At 72.4% G+C, this 15,806-nt stretch carries 10 protein-coding genes; 2 read left to right on the top strand and 8 right to left on the bottom strand.

Annotation, left to right across the window (positions count from 1 at the left end; genetic code table 11):
* The first annotated feature begins 159 nt into the window (after positions 1-159).
* A complete protein-coding gene (locus tag SCWH03_RS29455) occupies positions 160-1,245 on the top strand; it encodes a ParB/RepB/Spo0J family partition protein (RefSeq protein WP_254077043.1) in 1,086 nt (361 codons plus the stop codon).
* A 39-nt stretch (positions 1,246-1,284) separates the two neighbouring features.
* The gene (locus tag SCWH03_RS29450) at positions 1,285-2,052 is read left to right on the top strand and encodes a helix-turn-helix domain-containing protein (protein WP_254077042.1); all 768 of its coding nucleotides are present in this window, start codon (positions 1,285-1,287) and stop codon (positions 2,050-2,052) included.
* A gap of 259 nt (positions 2,053-2,311) precedes the next feature.
* Here SCWH03_RS29450 and SCWH03_RS26400 read toward each other — a convergent pair whose 3' ends face one another.
* The 8 genes from SCWH03_RS26400 to SCWH03_RS26365 form a co-directional block, all read right to left on the bottom strand.
* Entirely contained in the window at positions 2,312-3,661 is a 1,350-nt protein-coding gene (locus tag SCWH03_RS26400) for a cytochrome P450 (RefSeq protein WP_173267125.1), read from the bottom strand.
* Positions 3,658-4,200, bottom strand: coding sequence for a flavin reductase family protein (locus SCWH03_RS26395; protein ID WP_173267122.1), 543 nt, complete (start codon positions 4,198-4,200; stop codon positions 3,658-3,660). The genes SCWH03_RS26400 and SCWH03_RS26395 overlap by 4 nt, the downstream gene beginning before the upstream one ends.
* Positions 4,197-4,655, bottom strand: a complete 459-nt coding sequence (locus SCWH03_RS26390; RefSeq protein WP_173267120.1) for an acyl-CoA thioesterase — start codon at positions 4,653-4,655, stop codon at positions 4,197-4,199. Before SCWH03_RS26390 ends, SCWH03_RS26395 begins: the two co-directional genes overlap by 4 nt.
* A 3-nt stretch (positions 4,656-4,658) precedes the next feature.
* Positions 4,659-10,544 carry a type I polyketide synthase gene (locus SCWH03_RS26385; RefSeq protein WP_173267119.1) on the bottom strand — a complete coding sequence of 1,962 codons (5,886 nt, stop codon included), beginning with the start codon at positions 10,542-10,544 and terminating at the stop codon, positions 4,659-4,661.
* Positions 10,541-11,704 (bottom strand): enediyne biosynthesis protein, encoded by a 1,164-nt coding sequence (locus tag SCWH03_RS26380; RefSeq protein ID WP_173267117.1) that lies wholly within the window; start codon positions 11,702-11,704, stop codon positions 10,541-10,543. The genes SCWH03_RS26385 and SCWH03_RS26380 overlap by 4 nt, the downstream gene beginning before the upstream one ends.
* 2 nt (positions 11,705-11,706) lie before the next feature.
* Positions 11,707-13,557, bottom strand: a complete 1,851-nt coding sequence (locus SCWH03_RS26375; RefSeq protein ID WP_173267176.1) for a CRTAC1 family protein — start codon at positions 13,555-13,557, stop codon at positions 11,707-11,709.
* A gap of 56 nt (positions 13,558-13,613) precedes the next feature.
* The gene (locus SCWH03_RS26370; protein ID WP_173267115.1) at positions 13,614-14,600 is read right to left on the bottom strand and encodes a DUF1702 family protein; all 987 of its coding nucleotides are present in this window, start codon (positions 14,598-14,600) and stop codon (positions 13,614-13,616) included.
* A 105-nt stretch (positions 14,601-14,705) separates the two neighbouring features.
* Entirely contained in the window at positions 14,706-15,710 is a 1,005-nt protein-coding gene (locus SCWH03_RS26365) for a DUF1702 family protein (RefSeq protein ID WP_216854805.1), read from the bottom strand.
* Positions 15,711-15,806 lie beyond the last annotated feature (96 nt).

Genomic DNA, 15,806 nt, shown 5'->3' with positions numbered 1-15,806 from the left:
CAACCAGACGAAGTCGAAGCATCGCTTCCGCTCGGCCTAAAAGAAAAACGATCGACCGGTTACCGTTGGGGATGCGTGTCGCGTTCCGTGGTTCCCAGGCCTTGCGCGGAGACGAGGCGGAACGCAGTGGCGGCCCGTATCCGACCCAGGGGGGTGGAGATGGAGAGCACTGACAAGCGTCTGGAACTGCCCGCGAACCTCACTCACCGGATCTGGATCGAGGCCCTCCTTCCGGCGGATTCACCGCGGTCGAACGGTGTCGACGAGAACCATGTGCGACGGCTCGCCGACACCTACTCCTCGCTTCCGCCGATCCTCGTCCACCGCCCGACGATGCGCGTCGTCGACGGCTCGCACCGGGTGGCGGCCGCCGCGCTGATCGGCCGGGACAGCGTGGAGGCGCACTACTTCGACGGCCCCGAGGAAGAACTGTTCCTGCGGTCGGTATCCGCGAACACGGCGCACGGCCTCCCCTTGACGGTCGGCGACCGCAAGGCCGCCGCCGCGCGCATCCTGCGCTCGCACACGGACCTGTCCGACCGCGCCGTGGCCATCTGCACGGGACTCGACGCGAAGACGGTCGCCGCCGTGCGCCGCAGTTCAACCGGGGATGCGAAACGGTCGAACACCCGCATAGGCAGCGACGGCAAGGCGCATCCCCTGGACCGCACCACCGAGCGCCTGCACGCCGCCCGGCTGATGGCCAGCCGGCCGGATCTGCCGCTGCGGGCCATCGTCAAGGAGACCGGGCTGTCCCTCGGTACCGCCCATGACGTGCGGCAGCGTCTGCGGCGCGGCGAGTCGCCGGTTCCCGAGCAGCGCCGCGCCACCGCGGCCGTCCCGAACCGCGCGGCCGTCACCCCCGGCGCCGGCCGGCCCGCCGCTTCCGGAGCGAAGCCCCCGGCCAGACCCATGAGGCCGGCGGTGCCGCAGCCGGCGTCCGGGAGCTCCGGACGGAGCCGGACCTCGCTGGAGACGCTGCGCAACCTCGCCGGGGACCCGTCGCTGCGCCACTCCGAGACCGGCCGGCACTTCCTGCGCTGGCTCCACACCCACTTCCTGGTGGACGACTCCTGGCGGCAGCAGCTCGACGCCGTCCCCCCGCACTGCACGGCCACGGTGGCCGAACTCGCCCTGCAGTGCGCGCAGACCTGGCGCAGGTTCGCCGAAGACCTGAGCAGCAGGCGCCTGACCGACATCGCGCCCGCCACCACCGCACGGCAGGCCTCGGAATCCCGGCACTGACGGGGCCGGACATCGTCAACTCAACGACAGGGAGAAACGGTGACCTCCACCGCCATCGAGCGTGCCGTCCGCAAGGTGATCCAGGATATGCACACAAATCTCGGTCAGGATCTGACAATCGACGACATGGCGCGCACCGCCATGTTCAGCAAATTCCACTTCACCCGGGCGTTCCGAGACGTGACCGGTACGTCTCCCGGCCGCTTCCTGTCCGCTCTCCGGCTTCAGGAGGCGAAACGTCTCCTCGTCGACACCGGATTCAGTGTCGCCGACATCAGCAGTCAGGTCGGATACAGCAGTGTGGGCACCTTCAGCTCCCGCTTCAAAGCGTGCGTCGGCGTTTCTCCCAGCGTGTTCCGGGAACTCGGCGGATTCACCCCCGCCATGGAGACCGGCCGTGCCGGAGACGGCCTCTTCGCGAGCAACGTCCTGCGCGGCCGCGCCACCCTGCCCGAGGACCGCGCCCCGGGCAGCTGCTTCCTCGGCCTCTTTCCGGCCCCCGCCCCCCAGGGCCGCCCCGTGCGCTGCACCGTCCTGGACGGCCCCGGCTCCTTCGAGCTGTACGACATCCCGGCCGGCACCTGGTACGTACTCGTCCACTCGGTCCCCTACGGCTACGAGCACCTGGCGTCGGGCACCGGCGACGAGGACATCGTGTCCGTCGGCCGCTACGGTCCGCTCAGCGTGCAGGCCGACACCCTTCTGCTGCCCGTCGAGATCACGCTGCGCCCGGTGGAGTCCCTCGACCCGCCGGTCCTGACGGCCCTGCTCGACCTGCGGACCGACACCCGGGGCCTCGCGGCCTGATGCCGGGGCCGGGCCACGAGAGGAAGAGGAGGAGGCGGGGCCTTGGCGGCAGTCCGCCCGGGAAGCGTCCCCGCCCCACCGCCCGTCCCCGCCGCCGCGTGCGGCCAGGGCGCGGCGCGCGAAGGGAGGGCCGCCCGGCCGCCGCGACCACCCGGGGCCGGCCCCGGACACACGCGCACCCGCGGAGAAGGCCGGCCGCGGCGGACAGCACCGCGGCCGGCCTTCGTCCGTCCCCGCTCACCGACTCGCCCCGGCGCCCTCAGCCCGCAGGACGGACCGTCATCGGCAGTCCCCCGCGCATCCTCAGGGACATCATCGGCTCGGCGACCGCCTCGTGCCCGGGCGCCACGGCAAGGTCGAGATCCCGGGTGACCAGCGCCGTGACGAACACCGCCTCCATCATGCCGAGGTTGCTGCCCACGCAGAACCGCGGCCCCGCACCGAAGGGGATGTAGGCGTACCGCGGGCGGTTCGCGACCCGCGCCGGGTCGAAGCGCCCCGGGTCGTACCGCTCCGGCCGCTCCCACAGGTCCGGGTGGCGGTGCAGCGTGTACGGGCAGATCAGCACGTCGGCGCCGGCCGGAACGGCGAACCCGCCGACCTCGTCGTCGCTCCGGGCGACCCGCGGCAGGATCCACACCGGCGGATACAGCCGCATGGCCTCCTGCACGGCCTGCGTCGTGTACGTGAGCTTGTGCAGGTCCTCCGCCTCCGGAACGCGGCCGCCGGCCAGCACCGAGCGGGCCTCCTCACGGACCAGATCGCGGACGTGCGGGTGCCGGGCGAGCAGCAGCAGGGTCCAGCCGAGCGTGCTCGCCGTCGTCTCGTGACCGGCGAGCAGCAGCGTGACCAGCTCCTCCCGGAGGAGCCGGCGGCCGACGGCCGGATCACCGTGCTCCCGTGCCGCGAGGATCATCCGGGCGAACGCGTCGTCGGCGCCGTCGCCCTCGGTCATGCGGGCGCTGCGATCGGCGACGAGCCGGGTGACGGTCCGGGTCAGTTCCCGGCGGGCCCTGCGGAACCGCCGCTGCGTCCCCAGCGGCACCCGGGTCGGCACCAGGCCCTGCGTGACCATGTCGAACATCGCCTGGTCCTGTACGGCCTCGAAGGCGTGCGCGATGCCGTCGTACCGGTCGAGGGCCGTGTCCATGAGGGTCCGGCCCAGCACTCCGAGGGTCAGACCGGTGACCTCGCTCAGCACGTCCACGGGACCCGCGCCGGCGCGGGCGCCGAGCAGCTCCACCAGCCGGGCGGACTCCTCCGCCACGGCCCCGGCCTGGGCGGCGATCCGGCCGGGTCGGAACGCGGGCTGCACAGTGCGCCGCTGGGTCCGCCACAGCTCGCCCTCGCTGGTGAGCAGGCCGTCGCCGAGGACCTTGCGGGACTCCACGAGGCCGATGCCCTTGCGGTAGCCGGCGGCGTTGTCGGCCAGCACGTGCTTGGCGTAGTCGGGCCGGTTGAAGATGTACATCTTCTTCGGACCCAGGGAGACCCGGACGGCGTCGGAGAGCGCCGCCGCGTCGCGCATCATGCCGAGCCGGTCGACCGCCAGCTTGCGCAGCAGACCGGGCAGGGCCCACACGGACGGGCCGGGCGGATGGACGCTCATGCCGCGCCTGCCTGCGCCTGGCCTGCGAGCTGCCGGAAGCGGCCGCGGTGGAACACCAGCGGGTCGCGGTCCGGCAGGTCGTCCAGGGTGATCACCCGCCCGACACGGATGGTGTGGTCGCCGCCGTCGTAGGCGCCCCATCGCACGCACTCGAAGTGGGCCGCCGCCCCCGCGATCAGCGGGACGCCGGTCGCCCGGCCCGGCAGCCAGTCGACGGCGTCGAACTGCTCGGCGCCCATGGGCCGGGACCGGTCGGCGAAGTGCCGGGCCACGTCCTCCTGCCCGGCGTGGAGGACCGACACCGCGAAGGTGTCGGCCTCGGCGAGGGCGCCGTTCATCACCGCGTCGTTTCCCACGCACACCAGCACCAGGGCCGGGTCCAGCGACACCGAGGTGAAGGAGTTGGCGGTCATGCCCCGAGGCGAGGCTCCGCCTACCGTCACGACGGTCACTCCGGTGGCGAAGGCCCCCAGTGCCCGCCGCAGCCTCGCGGGGTCGCCGGCGGCGGACCTCGGCGCTGCGGCGGTCAGGGTGCTCATGCCACCTGCCCCGTCAGAGCCCGGCCCCGGGCGGCGTACGGCTGAAGGGCGCGCGCCAGGACCTCCGGCACACGGGAGGGCACGGTGTCGGTGTTCGGGCCGCGCATGCACGCGATCCGCTGCCGGCCCCGGGCGACCAGCACCTGCGCCCCGCCGGTCACCTTGACGTAGTCGAAGGTGAACTCCAGTTGGGTCTGGCCCAGTTCGGACAGCCGCATCCGGATGGACAGCTCGTCGAAGGCGGTGATCTCGGCGAAGAACTCGCAGTCCACCTTCAGCGTGAACAGCTTCAGGTCGCCCTGCACCTCGGCGAGCACATCCGGTGCCTTCTGCTGCAGGAACAGCTCCCGGCACCGGCCCTGCCAGCGCAGGTAGTTCACGTAGTACACATTCCCGACGAGGTTGGTCTCCTCGAAGCCCACCGTGTGCCGGTACTCGAAGTAGTCTTCCGCCATGGTCTAGGACCGCCCTTCGGTGGGATCCGATGTGTGCGTGAGAAAGGCGAAGACGGCGGGCTCGAGGGCGTCGCGCAAGGCGGTGACGAAGGTCGCGATCCGCAGGTCGCCGGCGGCGAAGACCACCCAGGCGTCTCTGCGGCGCGGCAGCACCGTCAGCGGCGCTCCCGCCATGATCCCGGCCTTGGCCAGGCACTCCACGGCGCTCCACACCCGCGTGGCGGCGGTGTCGGGCGCCTCCCCCGTCTCCCTGGCGACGAGCTCCGCGACGGCCGCGTGGCCCCCGAGCAGGCCCTTCCACTCCGCGGGCGAGCGCATGGTGACGGCCTCGACGTCGCAGGACACCTCGGTGTCGCAGACCGCGCTGAGGGTGACACCCAGACCGTGCGCTGCCGACATGGACATGTGCGTACCCGCCTCCAGCTCCGGCCTGCCGTCGGGGCGGTGCCGGACCGCGACGGGGGTGCCGAGCGCCCTGGAGGCCGCGTCGGCGGTGAAGCCCCGGCGCTGTTCGACCGAGCCCGCGGGTGCGTCGCCGTGCGGTTCGACGGCGACCGCGATACGGCCGCCGAGGACCTCCTCGAGCGAGCGCTCCAGGTACGGTCCGAGGAGCGGCGCGACCCAGGGGCCGGAGCCGTCGTTCTTCCGTACGGCGTGCAGGCTCAGGCCGTCCCAGCGCTCGACGACGGTGCCGTTTGAGTCGCGCACCGCGATGTCGTACACGTAGGTGTCGCCGTCCCGGCTGCGCTCGACCGCGGTGTACCGCAGCTGGCCGGGCACGTGGTCCCCGGAGAGAAGCGGATGGATCCGCTCCACGCCCGAGGGCAGCAGCGTCGCGTCGGGGACGCACACCTGGTTGCCGTGCATGAGCGAGTCGCGCATACCGGGGTCGGCCAGCAGCAGCTCGCCGGGCAGGAAGCCGGCGAACCAGCCCTCGGGGCGCCGCTGCACGGCGACTTCGGCGTCGACGTGCCGGGCGGCGGCCCGGTGGAAGCGGCGCAGCCGCTGGAAACGGGCACCCTGGAACAGGACGCTGCCGTACAGGTCGGCGGCCGGATCCAGGGGGACGACCGGGGTGTCCTCGGGCACCTGGAACGGCGGACCGTCCGGTGCCGGTGCGTCGGTGTAGACCAGCCGCGCCCGGAAGTGCTCGGCGACGAATCCGGTGTCCTCGGCATGGATGGCGACATCGACGGTGTCCGCGCCGGTGACGGTCGCCGCGATCCGGATCCGGGTACTGCCGTTCGGCGGCACCACGACGGGCCGCAGGAACTCGGCGCCCTCGATGACCGGCGCCGCGGTGCGGCCGGTGACCGCGGAGGCGACCTGGGCCATGGCCTCCATGCCGATCACGGCGGGCAGCAGCAGGTTGCCGTCGAGCAGGTGGTCGGCGAGGTAGGGGTCGCTGCCGGCGTTCAGTTCGACCTCGGTGACCAGCTCGACGCCGTGGTACCGCACCAGCGGAGTACCGGTGAAGCGCAGCATCGGCAGCGCCGGCAGATCGCGGCGGACGGTGCCGATGCCCTCCGTACGGCCGCTGACGACCGTGACGACGGGCGCGTCCGGGTCGGAGACCAGGCGCAGCAGGATCTTCACGCCCTGGTCCGGGGAGACCGGTGCGATGCCCTCCCGGGACAGCGATTCGACGACGGAGAGCTTCTCGCCCATGCCGACTCCGGACCACACCGACCACTCCACGCACCGGGCACGGACCTGCGGGTGGTTGCGGGCGACGTCCTCGGTGAGATCCGCCAGCCACTCGTTGGCGGTTGCGTAGTGGGCCTCGCCGCGCAGGCCCGCCCTGCCGATGATGCTGCCGAAGGCGACCAGCAGCTTCAGATTGCCGGCTCCCACCGCCTCCAGGACCGTGCGCAGTCCGTCGACCTTGGGGGCGAAGGTCCGTCGGAAGTCCTCGGGGCCGAGCTGGGTGAGCGGGGCGGGCTCGTTGCGGCCGGCGCCGTGCAGCAGGCCGGTGATCCTGCCGAGTTCGCCCTCCAGTTCGGCGACGGCCGCCGTGACCTGCTCCGGCGCGGTGACGTCGGCACGCGCGTAGTGCACGGTGACGCCGCTGTCGCGCATCCGCGCCAGGTTCCCGGCGAGTTCGCGGTCCCCGGCCGGGTCGGAGCGGCCGAGCACGGCCAGCTTCGCCCCCGTGTCCAGGGCGATGGCCAGCGCGCACTCCGCGGAGATGCCCTTGCCGCCGCCGGTCACCAGCAGGACGTCGGCGTCGTCCAGAGGCGCGTCGGTGCGCAGCGGCTCCACCGGCAGGGCCCGCAGCGTCGGCACGCGACGCACGTCGGCCTCGTCGTAGTGGACCTCGGTGAACCGGCTGGTCGCCGCCACCTCGGCGACGACCCGCTCCACCGTGTCCTGTGTCGGCGGAGTGTGGACGACGGTCGTGCGCAGGTGGGGCGCTTCCAGGTGCAAGGTCTTGGCCAGCCCCGCGGCGCCGCGGCCGTCCTGCACCAGGACGAAGCGCCGTTCGCCGCCGCCGGCGAGCGCGTTCTTCGCGGCCGCGAGCACCCGGTCGAGCTCCTGCGCGGAGCAGTTCCCCGGCAGGACGGCCAGGACGCCCGAGCCCAGCCGGGACGTCGCAAGAGCCTGCCGGAGGCGCTCGGCGTACGGGTGCCCCTCGGGGGCGAACAGCTCCCACGCGCCGTCGGTTCCGTCGGCCGCGGCGTCAGGCCGGGCCAGTTCGTCGAGGTCCACGGCGAAGGGCCGCGCCCAGGTGGCGGCGCCCGCGATCACGGGGCCGGCGGCGGGCTCCTGCGCGCCATCGGTGCCGACGAGGGTCTCCAGCGCCTCGGCCAGCTGGGTGAGGGTGGCGGTGGCGAAGTTGGTCGGCACCTGGGCCGCGGCGATCCCGAGGCGGGCCGCCGCCTGGTTGACGATCTGGCCCACGGTGATCGAGCTCATGTGGAGGTCGTCCAGGAGGCGGCTGTCGGGGCCGACGAGATCAGCCGGAAGCTCCGCGCGTTCGGCGACGAGGGTGCGCAGCACGTCGAGTGCGTCGGCTCCGCCCTCGCCCGACGGCCCGCCGTCGGCAGGGGCGGCCGCAGAGGCGGCGGGCCCCGCCGGCTCGGCCGGTGTGCTCTGCTCGGGCCGGAGGGCCGCGGCGCGGGCCGGCGCGGCCGGGCGCGCCCGGCACCCTGCCGCGGCGGGCACATCGCGCGGCGCCTGCTCGCAGGGGTTGGCGAGGAAGGAGAACTCCTGGCCGACTTCCAGGGGCCGGATCAGCCGGTCCTCAAAGAGCCGTTCGAGGGCGATGGGCGCACCCGCGACGAACGCGGCGCCGGCCACCTGCAGGACGCCGCGAAGCGACTCGTCGTCGGTGTTCAGCGCGACGGCGGGCACACCGGTGGTGGCCTGGGCGAGTCCGCTGAGCACCCGTCCCGGGCCGACCTCGACGAACAGGTCGACGCTCGCTGCGGCCTCGCTCACCGCCTGGGTGAAGCGGACGGGTCCGGTGATCTGCTCGCGGAGCAGCCCGGCCAGGTCGGCGTCACGGGGGAGTTCGCCGCCGGTGACGGTGGAGACGACCCGGCCCGAGACCTCGCCGGGGCGGGTGCCGTCGAGCCACGCCCCGAAGGACGCGGCGGAGCCGGCGACGAGCGGCGAGTGGAAGGCGTGCGAGACCTCGAGGCGGGTGCAGGCCACGCCGGCGAGACCGGCCCGGCGCTGTACCTCCTCGATGTCCGCGACCGGTCCGGCGACCACCGTCTGTTCGGGGCCGTTGTAGCCGGCGATGACGACGCCGAGGCCGTGGGCGAGTTCCTCGGCCCGCTCGGGCTCGGCGTTCAGCGAGGCCATCGTGCCCGAGGCGCTGTGCTCGGCCATGGCCCGCCCGCGGACCCGGGCCGCCTCCAGCAGTGTCTCCTCGTCGAGGGCGCCGGCCCAGTGGAGGGCGGAGAGTTCGCCGAGGCTGTGCCCGACGGCGACGGCCGCCTCCAGGCGGAGCGAGTCCAGTACGCGCAGGCCGGCGGCCGAGCCGGTGGCGATGCGCGGCTGCGCCACATCGGTGGCGACCATGTCGCCGGCGGTGGGCAGGGCGGCCCGCTCGAAGACCTCGGCGGCTTCGGGGAAGCGGCGGCGCAGCGCTCCTCCGCCGGTGCCGCTGCCCGAGCCCTGTCCGGGGAAGAGGTAACCGATCCGGGCGCGGCCGGCGGTCCGGCCCATGAAGCTGCGGCCGTCCGCGGCGGTGTGGGTGCTCTCGCCCGCTTCGAGCAGTTCGGCCAGGTACAGCAGGCGGCGCTCGGCGTCCTCCGGGGAGGAGGCGACGACCGCCGCGCGGTGCGGCAGGCCGCGCAGTTCGCGTTGCAGCGTGGCGGCCAGGTCCGCGACCTGCCCGTACGAGACCCGGGCGGCGTAGGCGGCGACCTCGGTGAGACGGGCACGCAGCTCGCGCGGCGACTCGCCGTCGACGGCGAGCAGTTCGCAGTCCTGCAGCGAGCCGGCCAGGGCGGCGGATCGGCGGCTGGGCGCCGGGCGCCGCCGGGTGGCGGGCTCGTCCAGGACGACGTGGGTGTTGATGCCGCCGAAGCCCATGGCGGTGACGCCGGCGCGGCGCGGGCCGCCCTCGGGCCAGGCTTCGGCCTTGCGCAGCGCCCTGAGGTTGGCGTTGCCGGCTGCGAGCAGCTCGTGCGGGTCGACGGTGCCGATGGACGGCGGGAGGGTCTGGTTGTCGACGGCCATGGCCGCCTTGATCAGCCCGGCGACACCGGCCGCGGCCTTGGTGTGGCCGATCATTCCCTTGATGGAGGTGACGGCCGCGACCGGGGCGGCCGGGTCGGCCTCCCGGCGCGCGCCCATCAGGGCGGTGAGCTCGGTGGCGTCGCCGACGGCGGTACCGGTGCCGTGGCCTTCGAAAAGCCGTACGGTCTCGATGCCGAACCCGGCCCGCCGGTAGGCGCGTGCGAGGGCCAGCCGGTAGCCGCCGGCCTCGGGGCGGGTGATGCCGCCCTGGCCGTCGGAGGACACGCCCCAGCCCGCGATGGTGGCATAGACGCGGTGGCCTGCGGCGAGAGCGTCCTTCTCCCGCATCATCACGATCATCCCGCAGCCCTCGCCCGGCCAGAAGCCGTTGGAGCCGCGGTCGTACAGCTTCATCTCCCCCTTGGCGAGCGCGCCGGTCTTGGCGAAGCCGATGATCTCGAACGGGTCGATCGACAGATCGACTCCGCCCGCGACGGCGACGTCGAGGTCGCCGTTGATCAGCGAGGTTCCGGCGGTGGTCACCGACAGCAGCGAGGAGGAGCAGGCGCCGTCGACGGTGTAGCCGCCGCCGTTGAGGTCGTAGTGGTTGCAGATCCGGCCGGCGATGGTGTTGGCGAGTCCGCCGGCGAGGGTGTCCTCGTCGACCGCCGGGAACGGCTCCTTGTACGTGGTCTCGACGTCGTCGAGGAACTCCGCGGTCCGGGACTCGTCCCAGCCGTCCTGGCCCTTGAGGGCCGCGGCCATCACCCGCCTGACGTAGGGCCAGCGCAGCCGCATCACATTGGCGCGGGAGAACTCGCCGGTGAGGGTGTTGCCGACGACCACGCCGGTGCGTTCGCGCGGCAGGCCGTCGCCGCCCGCGAACCCGGCGTCGGCGAGCGCGCGGCCTGCGGTGTCGAGGGCGAGCCAGTGCGTGAGGTCGGTCGACCGGAAGGTGCTGCCGGCGATCTTGTGGGCGACCCGGTCGAACGCGTAGCCCTCGATGACCGCGGCGTTGCGGGCGTAGAAGGTGTCGGGGGCCGCCGGGTCGGCGTCCCAGTAGTCGTCCAGGTTCATCCGGACGTCGGGCAGGCGGCGGAACGCGCGCCGTCCGGCGACGGCGTTGTCCCACAGCTCGTTCGGGTCGGTGGCGTCGGGGTAGCGGCAGGCCATGCCGACGATGGCGATTCTGGTCATGCGGGCACCGGGACCTTCTCGGTATCGACCTCGGCGGACGCCGGGACGGGGCAGGCGCAGGCGCCCTCGGGGCACGCGCACGCCGGGGTCCCGGACGCGGGCACGGACGCGGCCGGGGTGGGGACGGGGACGGGGCAGGCGCAGGCGCCCTCGGGGCACGCGCACGCCGGGGTGCTGCCGGTCCGGGCGGCGGCTCCGCTCTCGGCGGCTGCTTCGGCCCCGGTGACGGAACGGGTGACGGCGTCGAGCGCCAGGGCCTCCTCGGCGCGCTTCCTGGAGACGATGTCGGCGGTCCACAGGAACGCGCCGCGGACGGCGCAGACGAGGGCGGTGGCGAAGAACAGGCCGTAGGCGATACTCATCGCGGTCAGCACGCCGTACAGGGCGGCGACGCCTCCGCCGAAGGCGATCTGACCCCACTTCGAGGACGGGGTCGTACCGGGATCCGTGATCATGTAGTTGGTGAAGAGCACGAACGCCACGCCGGTCATCATCGCCAGGCCGGCGGGGATGGAGGTGCCGAACAGCAGGCCGCGGACGATCGCCTGGAGGGCGAAGACGCCGACCCAGCCGAGGATGAGCCACATGCGCTCGGTGAGCTTGGCGTTGAGCATCGTGCCCAGGACGATGATGATCGCCGGCACGAGCCAGTCGAAGCCGCCGTCGAGGTACTCGGTGAAGTGGTACGGCGGGGCGATCGAGGCCCATGGGAAGAGCACCAGGATGACGGCGATGCCGAAGTTCGACGGGTTCATGAAGTGCCGCATCCGGCCTTTGACCGGGGCGCGCAGCACCCACTTGGTGCCGACGGCGACGATCACCCCGAACACCATGACCCATACCAGGTCGTTGACGTAGATGAGCATGTTCACCGCGAGGGCGGTGATGTGGGCCGGGAAGAGGAACTCCACCAGGCCCTTGAACCCGCCGCCGGCGAAACGCGGCGCGCGCTTCTCGGCGCGGGCGCCGAAGAGCTCCAGGACGATCTCGACGGTGTAGGCGGTCGCCAGCGCGATGAACGGCCAGGTCCAGGGCTGCTCGAAGCCGAGGACGGTGTAGCCGAAGACGTTGAGCACGGTGATGGAGATCGCGAACCGGCGCAGCGCCGTCGTGACCTTCGGGTTGTGCCGTGGTGCGGCGGCGGTCTTCGTTGCGGACATCGTCACTTCTCCTTGACCTCGGTGCCCAGCTCGAGGCTGTGCCAGCCCGGCGTGAGCTTCAGCTTCTGCTCGTGGACCTCACCGGTACGGTCGCGCCAGGCGACCACGGCCGGGACGGAGTCCCGGACGTCCTTGCCCAGACCGATATGGACGTCGGTGCTGCGCTTGCCGGAGTGGCCGCCGCCGCCGTCGAGACGGGTGACGCGCTCGGTGCCGTCGGGCAGCCGGACGCGGACCTCCGCGCCGACCACGGGCGCTCCGTCCGGATGGGTGAGCTTCAGGCCCAGGTGGGAACCGGTGGTCTCGGCGACGTTGTGCAGGAAGACCGGCTCGCCCCACTGGCGGGCGACCGCCAGGTCGAGCCGTCCGTCGCCGTCGACGTCGCCGGTGGCCAGGCCTCGGGTCGGGACGGGCTCGCCGATGCCGAGGGCCCCGGAGAGGTTGTGGTATTCGCCGGTTCCGGGGTCCTTGGCGAAGAACCGCATCCGCTGGCTGCCGGCGATGTCGTCACCGTGCTTGACGTTCGGCCACCACACCGGGTTGGGGACGAGGGCGTCGTTGGCGGTGGCGAGCTCCTGCAGCTGCGGCCATCGGTTGTGCTTGCCCTTGACGAAGCCGAGGGCCTGGGTGATCTCCAGGTCGCCGTCGTTGTCGAAATCGCCCGTCTTGACGTCCCAGCCCCAGCCCGACCAGGCCAGCTTCAGATCGGTGGACTTGTCCGTGTACGGGGCTTCACCCTTCTTGAAGCGGCCCTGCAGTTCGGAGCGGGAGTCGGCGTCGCTCAGAAAGGCGAAGTTCGACTCCTGGATCCCGAACGACGTGGTGATGTTGCTGACGAACATGTCGTAGATGCCGTCGTGGTCCAGGTCGCCGAAGTCGACGCCCATGCCCTTGAAGGAGCTGCGGCCCAGTTCCTTGGACTTCGGGACCGTGCCGCTGTGCGCGGACTTGACCTCGGAGAACCGGATCTTGCCTGGGGTGGAGGTGTTGTACAGCAGCGCCGAGGTGCCGAAGTCGTGGGCGAGGAACATTTCCGGCAGCCGGTCGCCGTCGAGGTCGGCGGCGGAGGCGCCGAGCGACCAGCCCTTGTTCAGGCTCTGCGGGAGGGCGCCGTCGGTCTTCTCGTAGCCGTCCTCGGTCCACCGGAAGAAGTGGCCGCCGCCGCCGTTCTGGGCGTGCGACAGCGATGCGTTCATGGTGACGTCGCCGTCCTTGGACGGGTCCAGGACGGGGCTGTCCGGGAAGTAGTTGCCGATGTAGATGTCGTTGTGGCCGTCACCGTCGAAGTCGGCGACGGCGGCCGCGTTGGAGTTCCACAGCGGACCGGTGTAGGTCCTGCCGGGCTTGCCGGGCAGCAGTTCGGTCGCCGTGAAGGAGTCCGGGGTCAGCGGCTTCCCCTTCTCCCCTTTGTTCACGTAGATGACCGGCGTGCGGCCCCAGTAGTAGACGAGGAGGTCCATGCGTCCGTCCTCGTCGTAGTCGCCGGGCATACAGCCCATCGGCGCCATGGTCGTGCTGGTGCCCAGCGGTGCCGGGTCCAGGGCGAACGGCGCGTAGGCGTCCTTCCGGGTCGGCGCCGGGGTGACCACGGCCTGGTCGATCCGCACGTCGTTCACGCACAGGTCGTTGGCCAGCCCGTCGCCGTCGAGGTCGTTTACCGCGATACCGGCGCCGACCGAGGAGATCCATGCGTCGATGTGCTCGTACGCCTTGTTGACTTTCCGCACCTCCTGCTTCGGGAATCCGGCGGGCATGGCTATGGACATCGGCTCGAATGCGAAGTTCTTCGCCAGCTTGTTGACTTCGGAAGCCGATGACTCGGGCAGCCGCACGGCGTAGAACGTGCTCACCATCAGGGCGAGCGCGACGATTCCCGGTGAATTCCTGCGGAGCCAGTTCTTTGTGACCGTCACTGGTCGGCACCTTTCGAGATGAGCGATTCTGAAGCGAGTTCCTCGGCGATGTCGCGCCGCCAGGTCTCGTAGTCCGGGGCCGCTCCCCGGCCGGGTGCCTCGGGCCGGGTGTCCCGGCACACCCGCGACGCCCGCTCGGCCGTCGTGCCGCACACGACACGGGCCGCCAGGTGGGTGTGGCTGTTGACCGTGCCCGCCTTGACGCGTGCCTCGGTGGCGAACGCGGCCCCCTGGGCGAGCGACCGGCGGTGCCGGCCCGCGCTCGCGACGAAGTACGCGAGCTCGTGCTCGCTCACGCCGCCCGCGTAGGCGCAGGCGAGTCCGGCGCCCGCGTAGAGGTCGCCGTGGCGCCGCTCGGGATAGGCCCGGATCAGGTCGGTGACGACCTCGGGATCGGTGCCGCCGACGAACCACAGGGCGCGGCCTATGCCCTGGTCGATGGCGTGGGGCGTGTAGTGGTTGTGCCCGCCGTTCCACCGGAACGGGTGCTGCGCCTTCGGATCGCGCACATAGGCGCCGGTCCTGAAGTACGCCTGGTGGAAGCCGTAGCCGTCCAGTGCCAGCCAGCGCAGCAGCGGGTCGGTGGTGCGGATGTCGGGCCACAGGGGCCTGGGCAGGCGGGCCATCGCCCAGCCGACACCGACGTGGACCATGTAGTCGTGGTGGCGGCCCTCGCCGGCCAGCAGCCCCTCCAGGCGGCCGCCGTGCCCCGGCAGCGAGTCGTACACCGCCGCGCCCATACCGGCGCCCTCGTAGGCGAAGCCGCGCATGTCCGGTGCGACTTTCTCCAGCAGTTCTTCCGCCTCGGCCGGGGAAGCGGCTTCCACGGCGTACGCGTATCCCTCGAGAAACACCTCTCCTATGAGCTCGAGCCGCGCCTTTGCCTCCGCGTTCTTCACATGAAATCCGCGCACTTCCATGGTCGTCTCGGAAACACGCGGCGTGAGCAATCGGCGGCGGAGTGCGCCAAAAAAACTGGACACGGCAGAAGACCGCCCCTCTCGAATCCCTGGAAACAGCCCGGCGAATCGAATCTAGCCAGGGGGCCGGGAGGGGCGTCTACTTCAGATGTGCTCAAACGACGGTGCTCACACGGCGCGGCTCCCAGACGGTGTTCGCGCGGCGGCGGTGCCCAGTCGCGTGCGCACACCCCGGCGCCAGACCTCGTAGGCGGGTCCTACGCCCTTCTCGGCTGCGGTGGCGGCGCAGTCGTCGGCGAGTCGTGCCACGGCGCCGGCCGAGAGCCCCGTGAACGCGTGGACGGCGGCACCGCTGTGCTCGGGCACGAACCCGGCGTGGTGGCGCGCCTTGGCCGCGAAGACCGCGCCCTGGGCCAGGTGTCCGGCGCATTCCGCCGCCTCCTCGCGCAGCGCGGCCAGGTCGGCGGCCGAGCCGCCGCCGGCGAAGGTGGCGGCCAGCCCCACACCGCTCCAGAGATCCGCCTGCCGCCCGGCGGCGAACGCCCGTACGGCCGCGGAGACGTGGGCGACGTGCCCGCCGTGGACGAACCACAGCGCCCGGCCGACGCCCTGGTCGAAGGCGCGCCGCCAGTACGAGGGGTCCCCGTCCCAGTTGTAGGGCGTGTCCAGGCGCTGTCCGGTGACCCAGGTGCCGGTGTCGAAGTAGGCGCGGTCGAAGCCGTAGCCGTCGACGCAGAGCCAGCTCATCGCCGGGTAGAGGTCGGGCTCGGTCAGATCGGGAACGAGCCTCCCCCACAGCCGCCTGGGCAGTTTGGCCATGGCGAAGCCGATTCCGATGTAGTTGAGGAAGATGTGCGGCCTGCCGCCGCCCCGCAGCAGATCACGGGCGCGGTGCCGGTTCGGGCCCACGGCGTCGCGGACGGCGCAGGCCATGGTGGCGCCCTCGTAGGCGAATCCCCTGTTCAGCGGGTCGACGAGCGCGAGCCGGCGCTCGGTGGTGGCCAGGTCCTTGTCCTCGATGCCCCACTCGAAGCCGGTGACGACGGCCTGCGGCACGGCCTCCAGCTGTCGTGTGCGGTCGTTCGGCTCGGTGGGGAAGCCGCGCCCGGCAAAGCTCACGTCGTCCAGGGACGGGGCCAGGACCAGCCTGCGCAGTGCTCCCAGTGCGGGCACGGGCACCTCCTCTTGTGCGCCGCTGCTGTCGGCGGCGGAAGGGGCCATCGTGGGCGGACCGCGCGGCGGGCGGCATCTTCGCGCGTGCGCTTCGGT

The sequence above is a fragment of the Streptomyces pacificus genome, assembly GCF_011766325.1.
In the GTDB taxonomy this organism is placed as follows: Bacteria; Actinomycetota; Actinomycetes; order Streptomycetales; family Streptomycetaceae; genus Streptomyces; species Streptomyces pacificus.
This window is presented reverse-complemented; position numbering and strand designations above follow the sequence as displayed.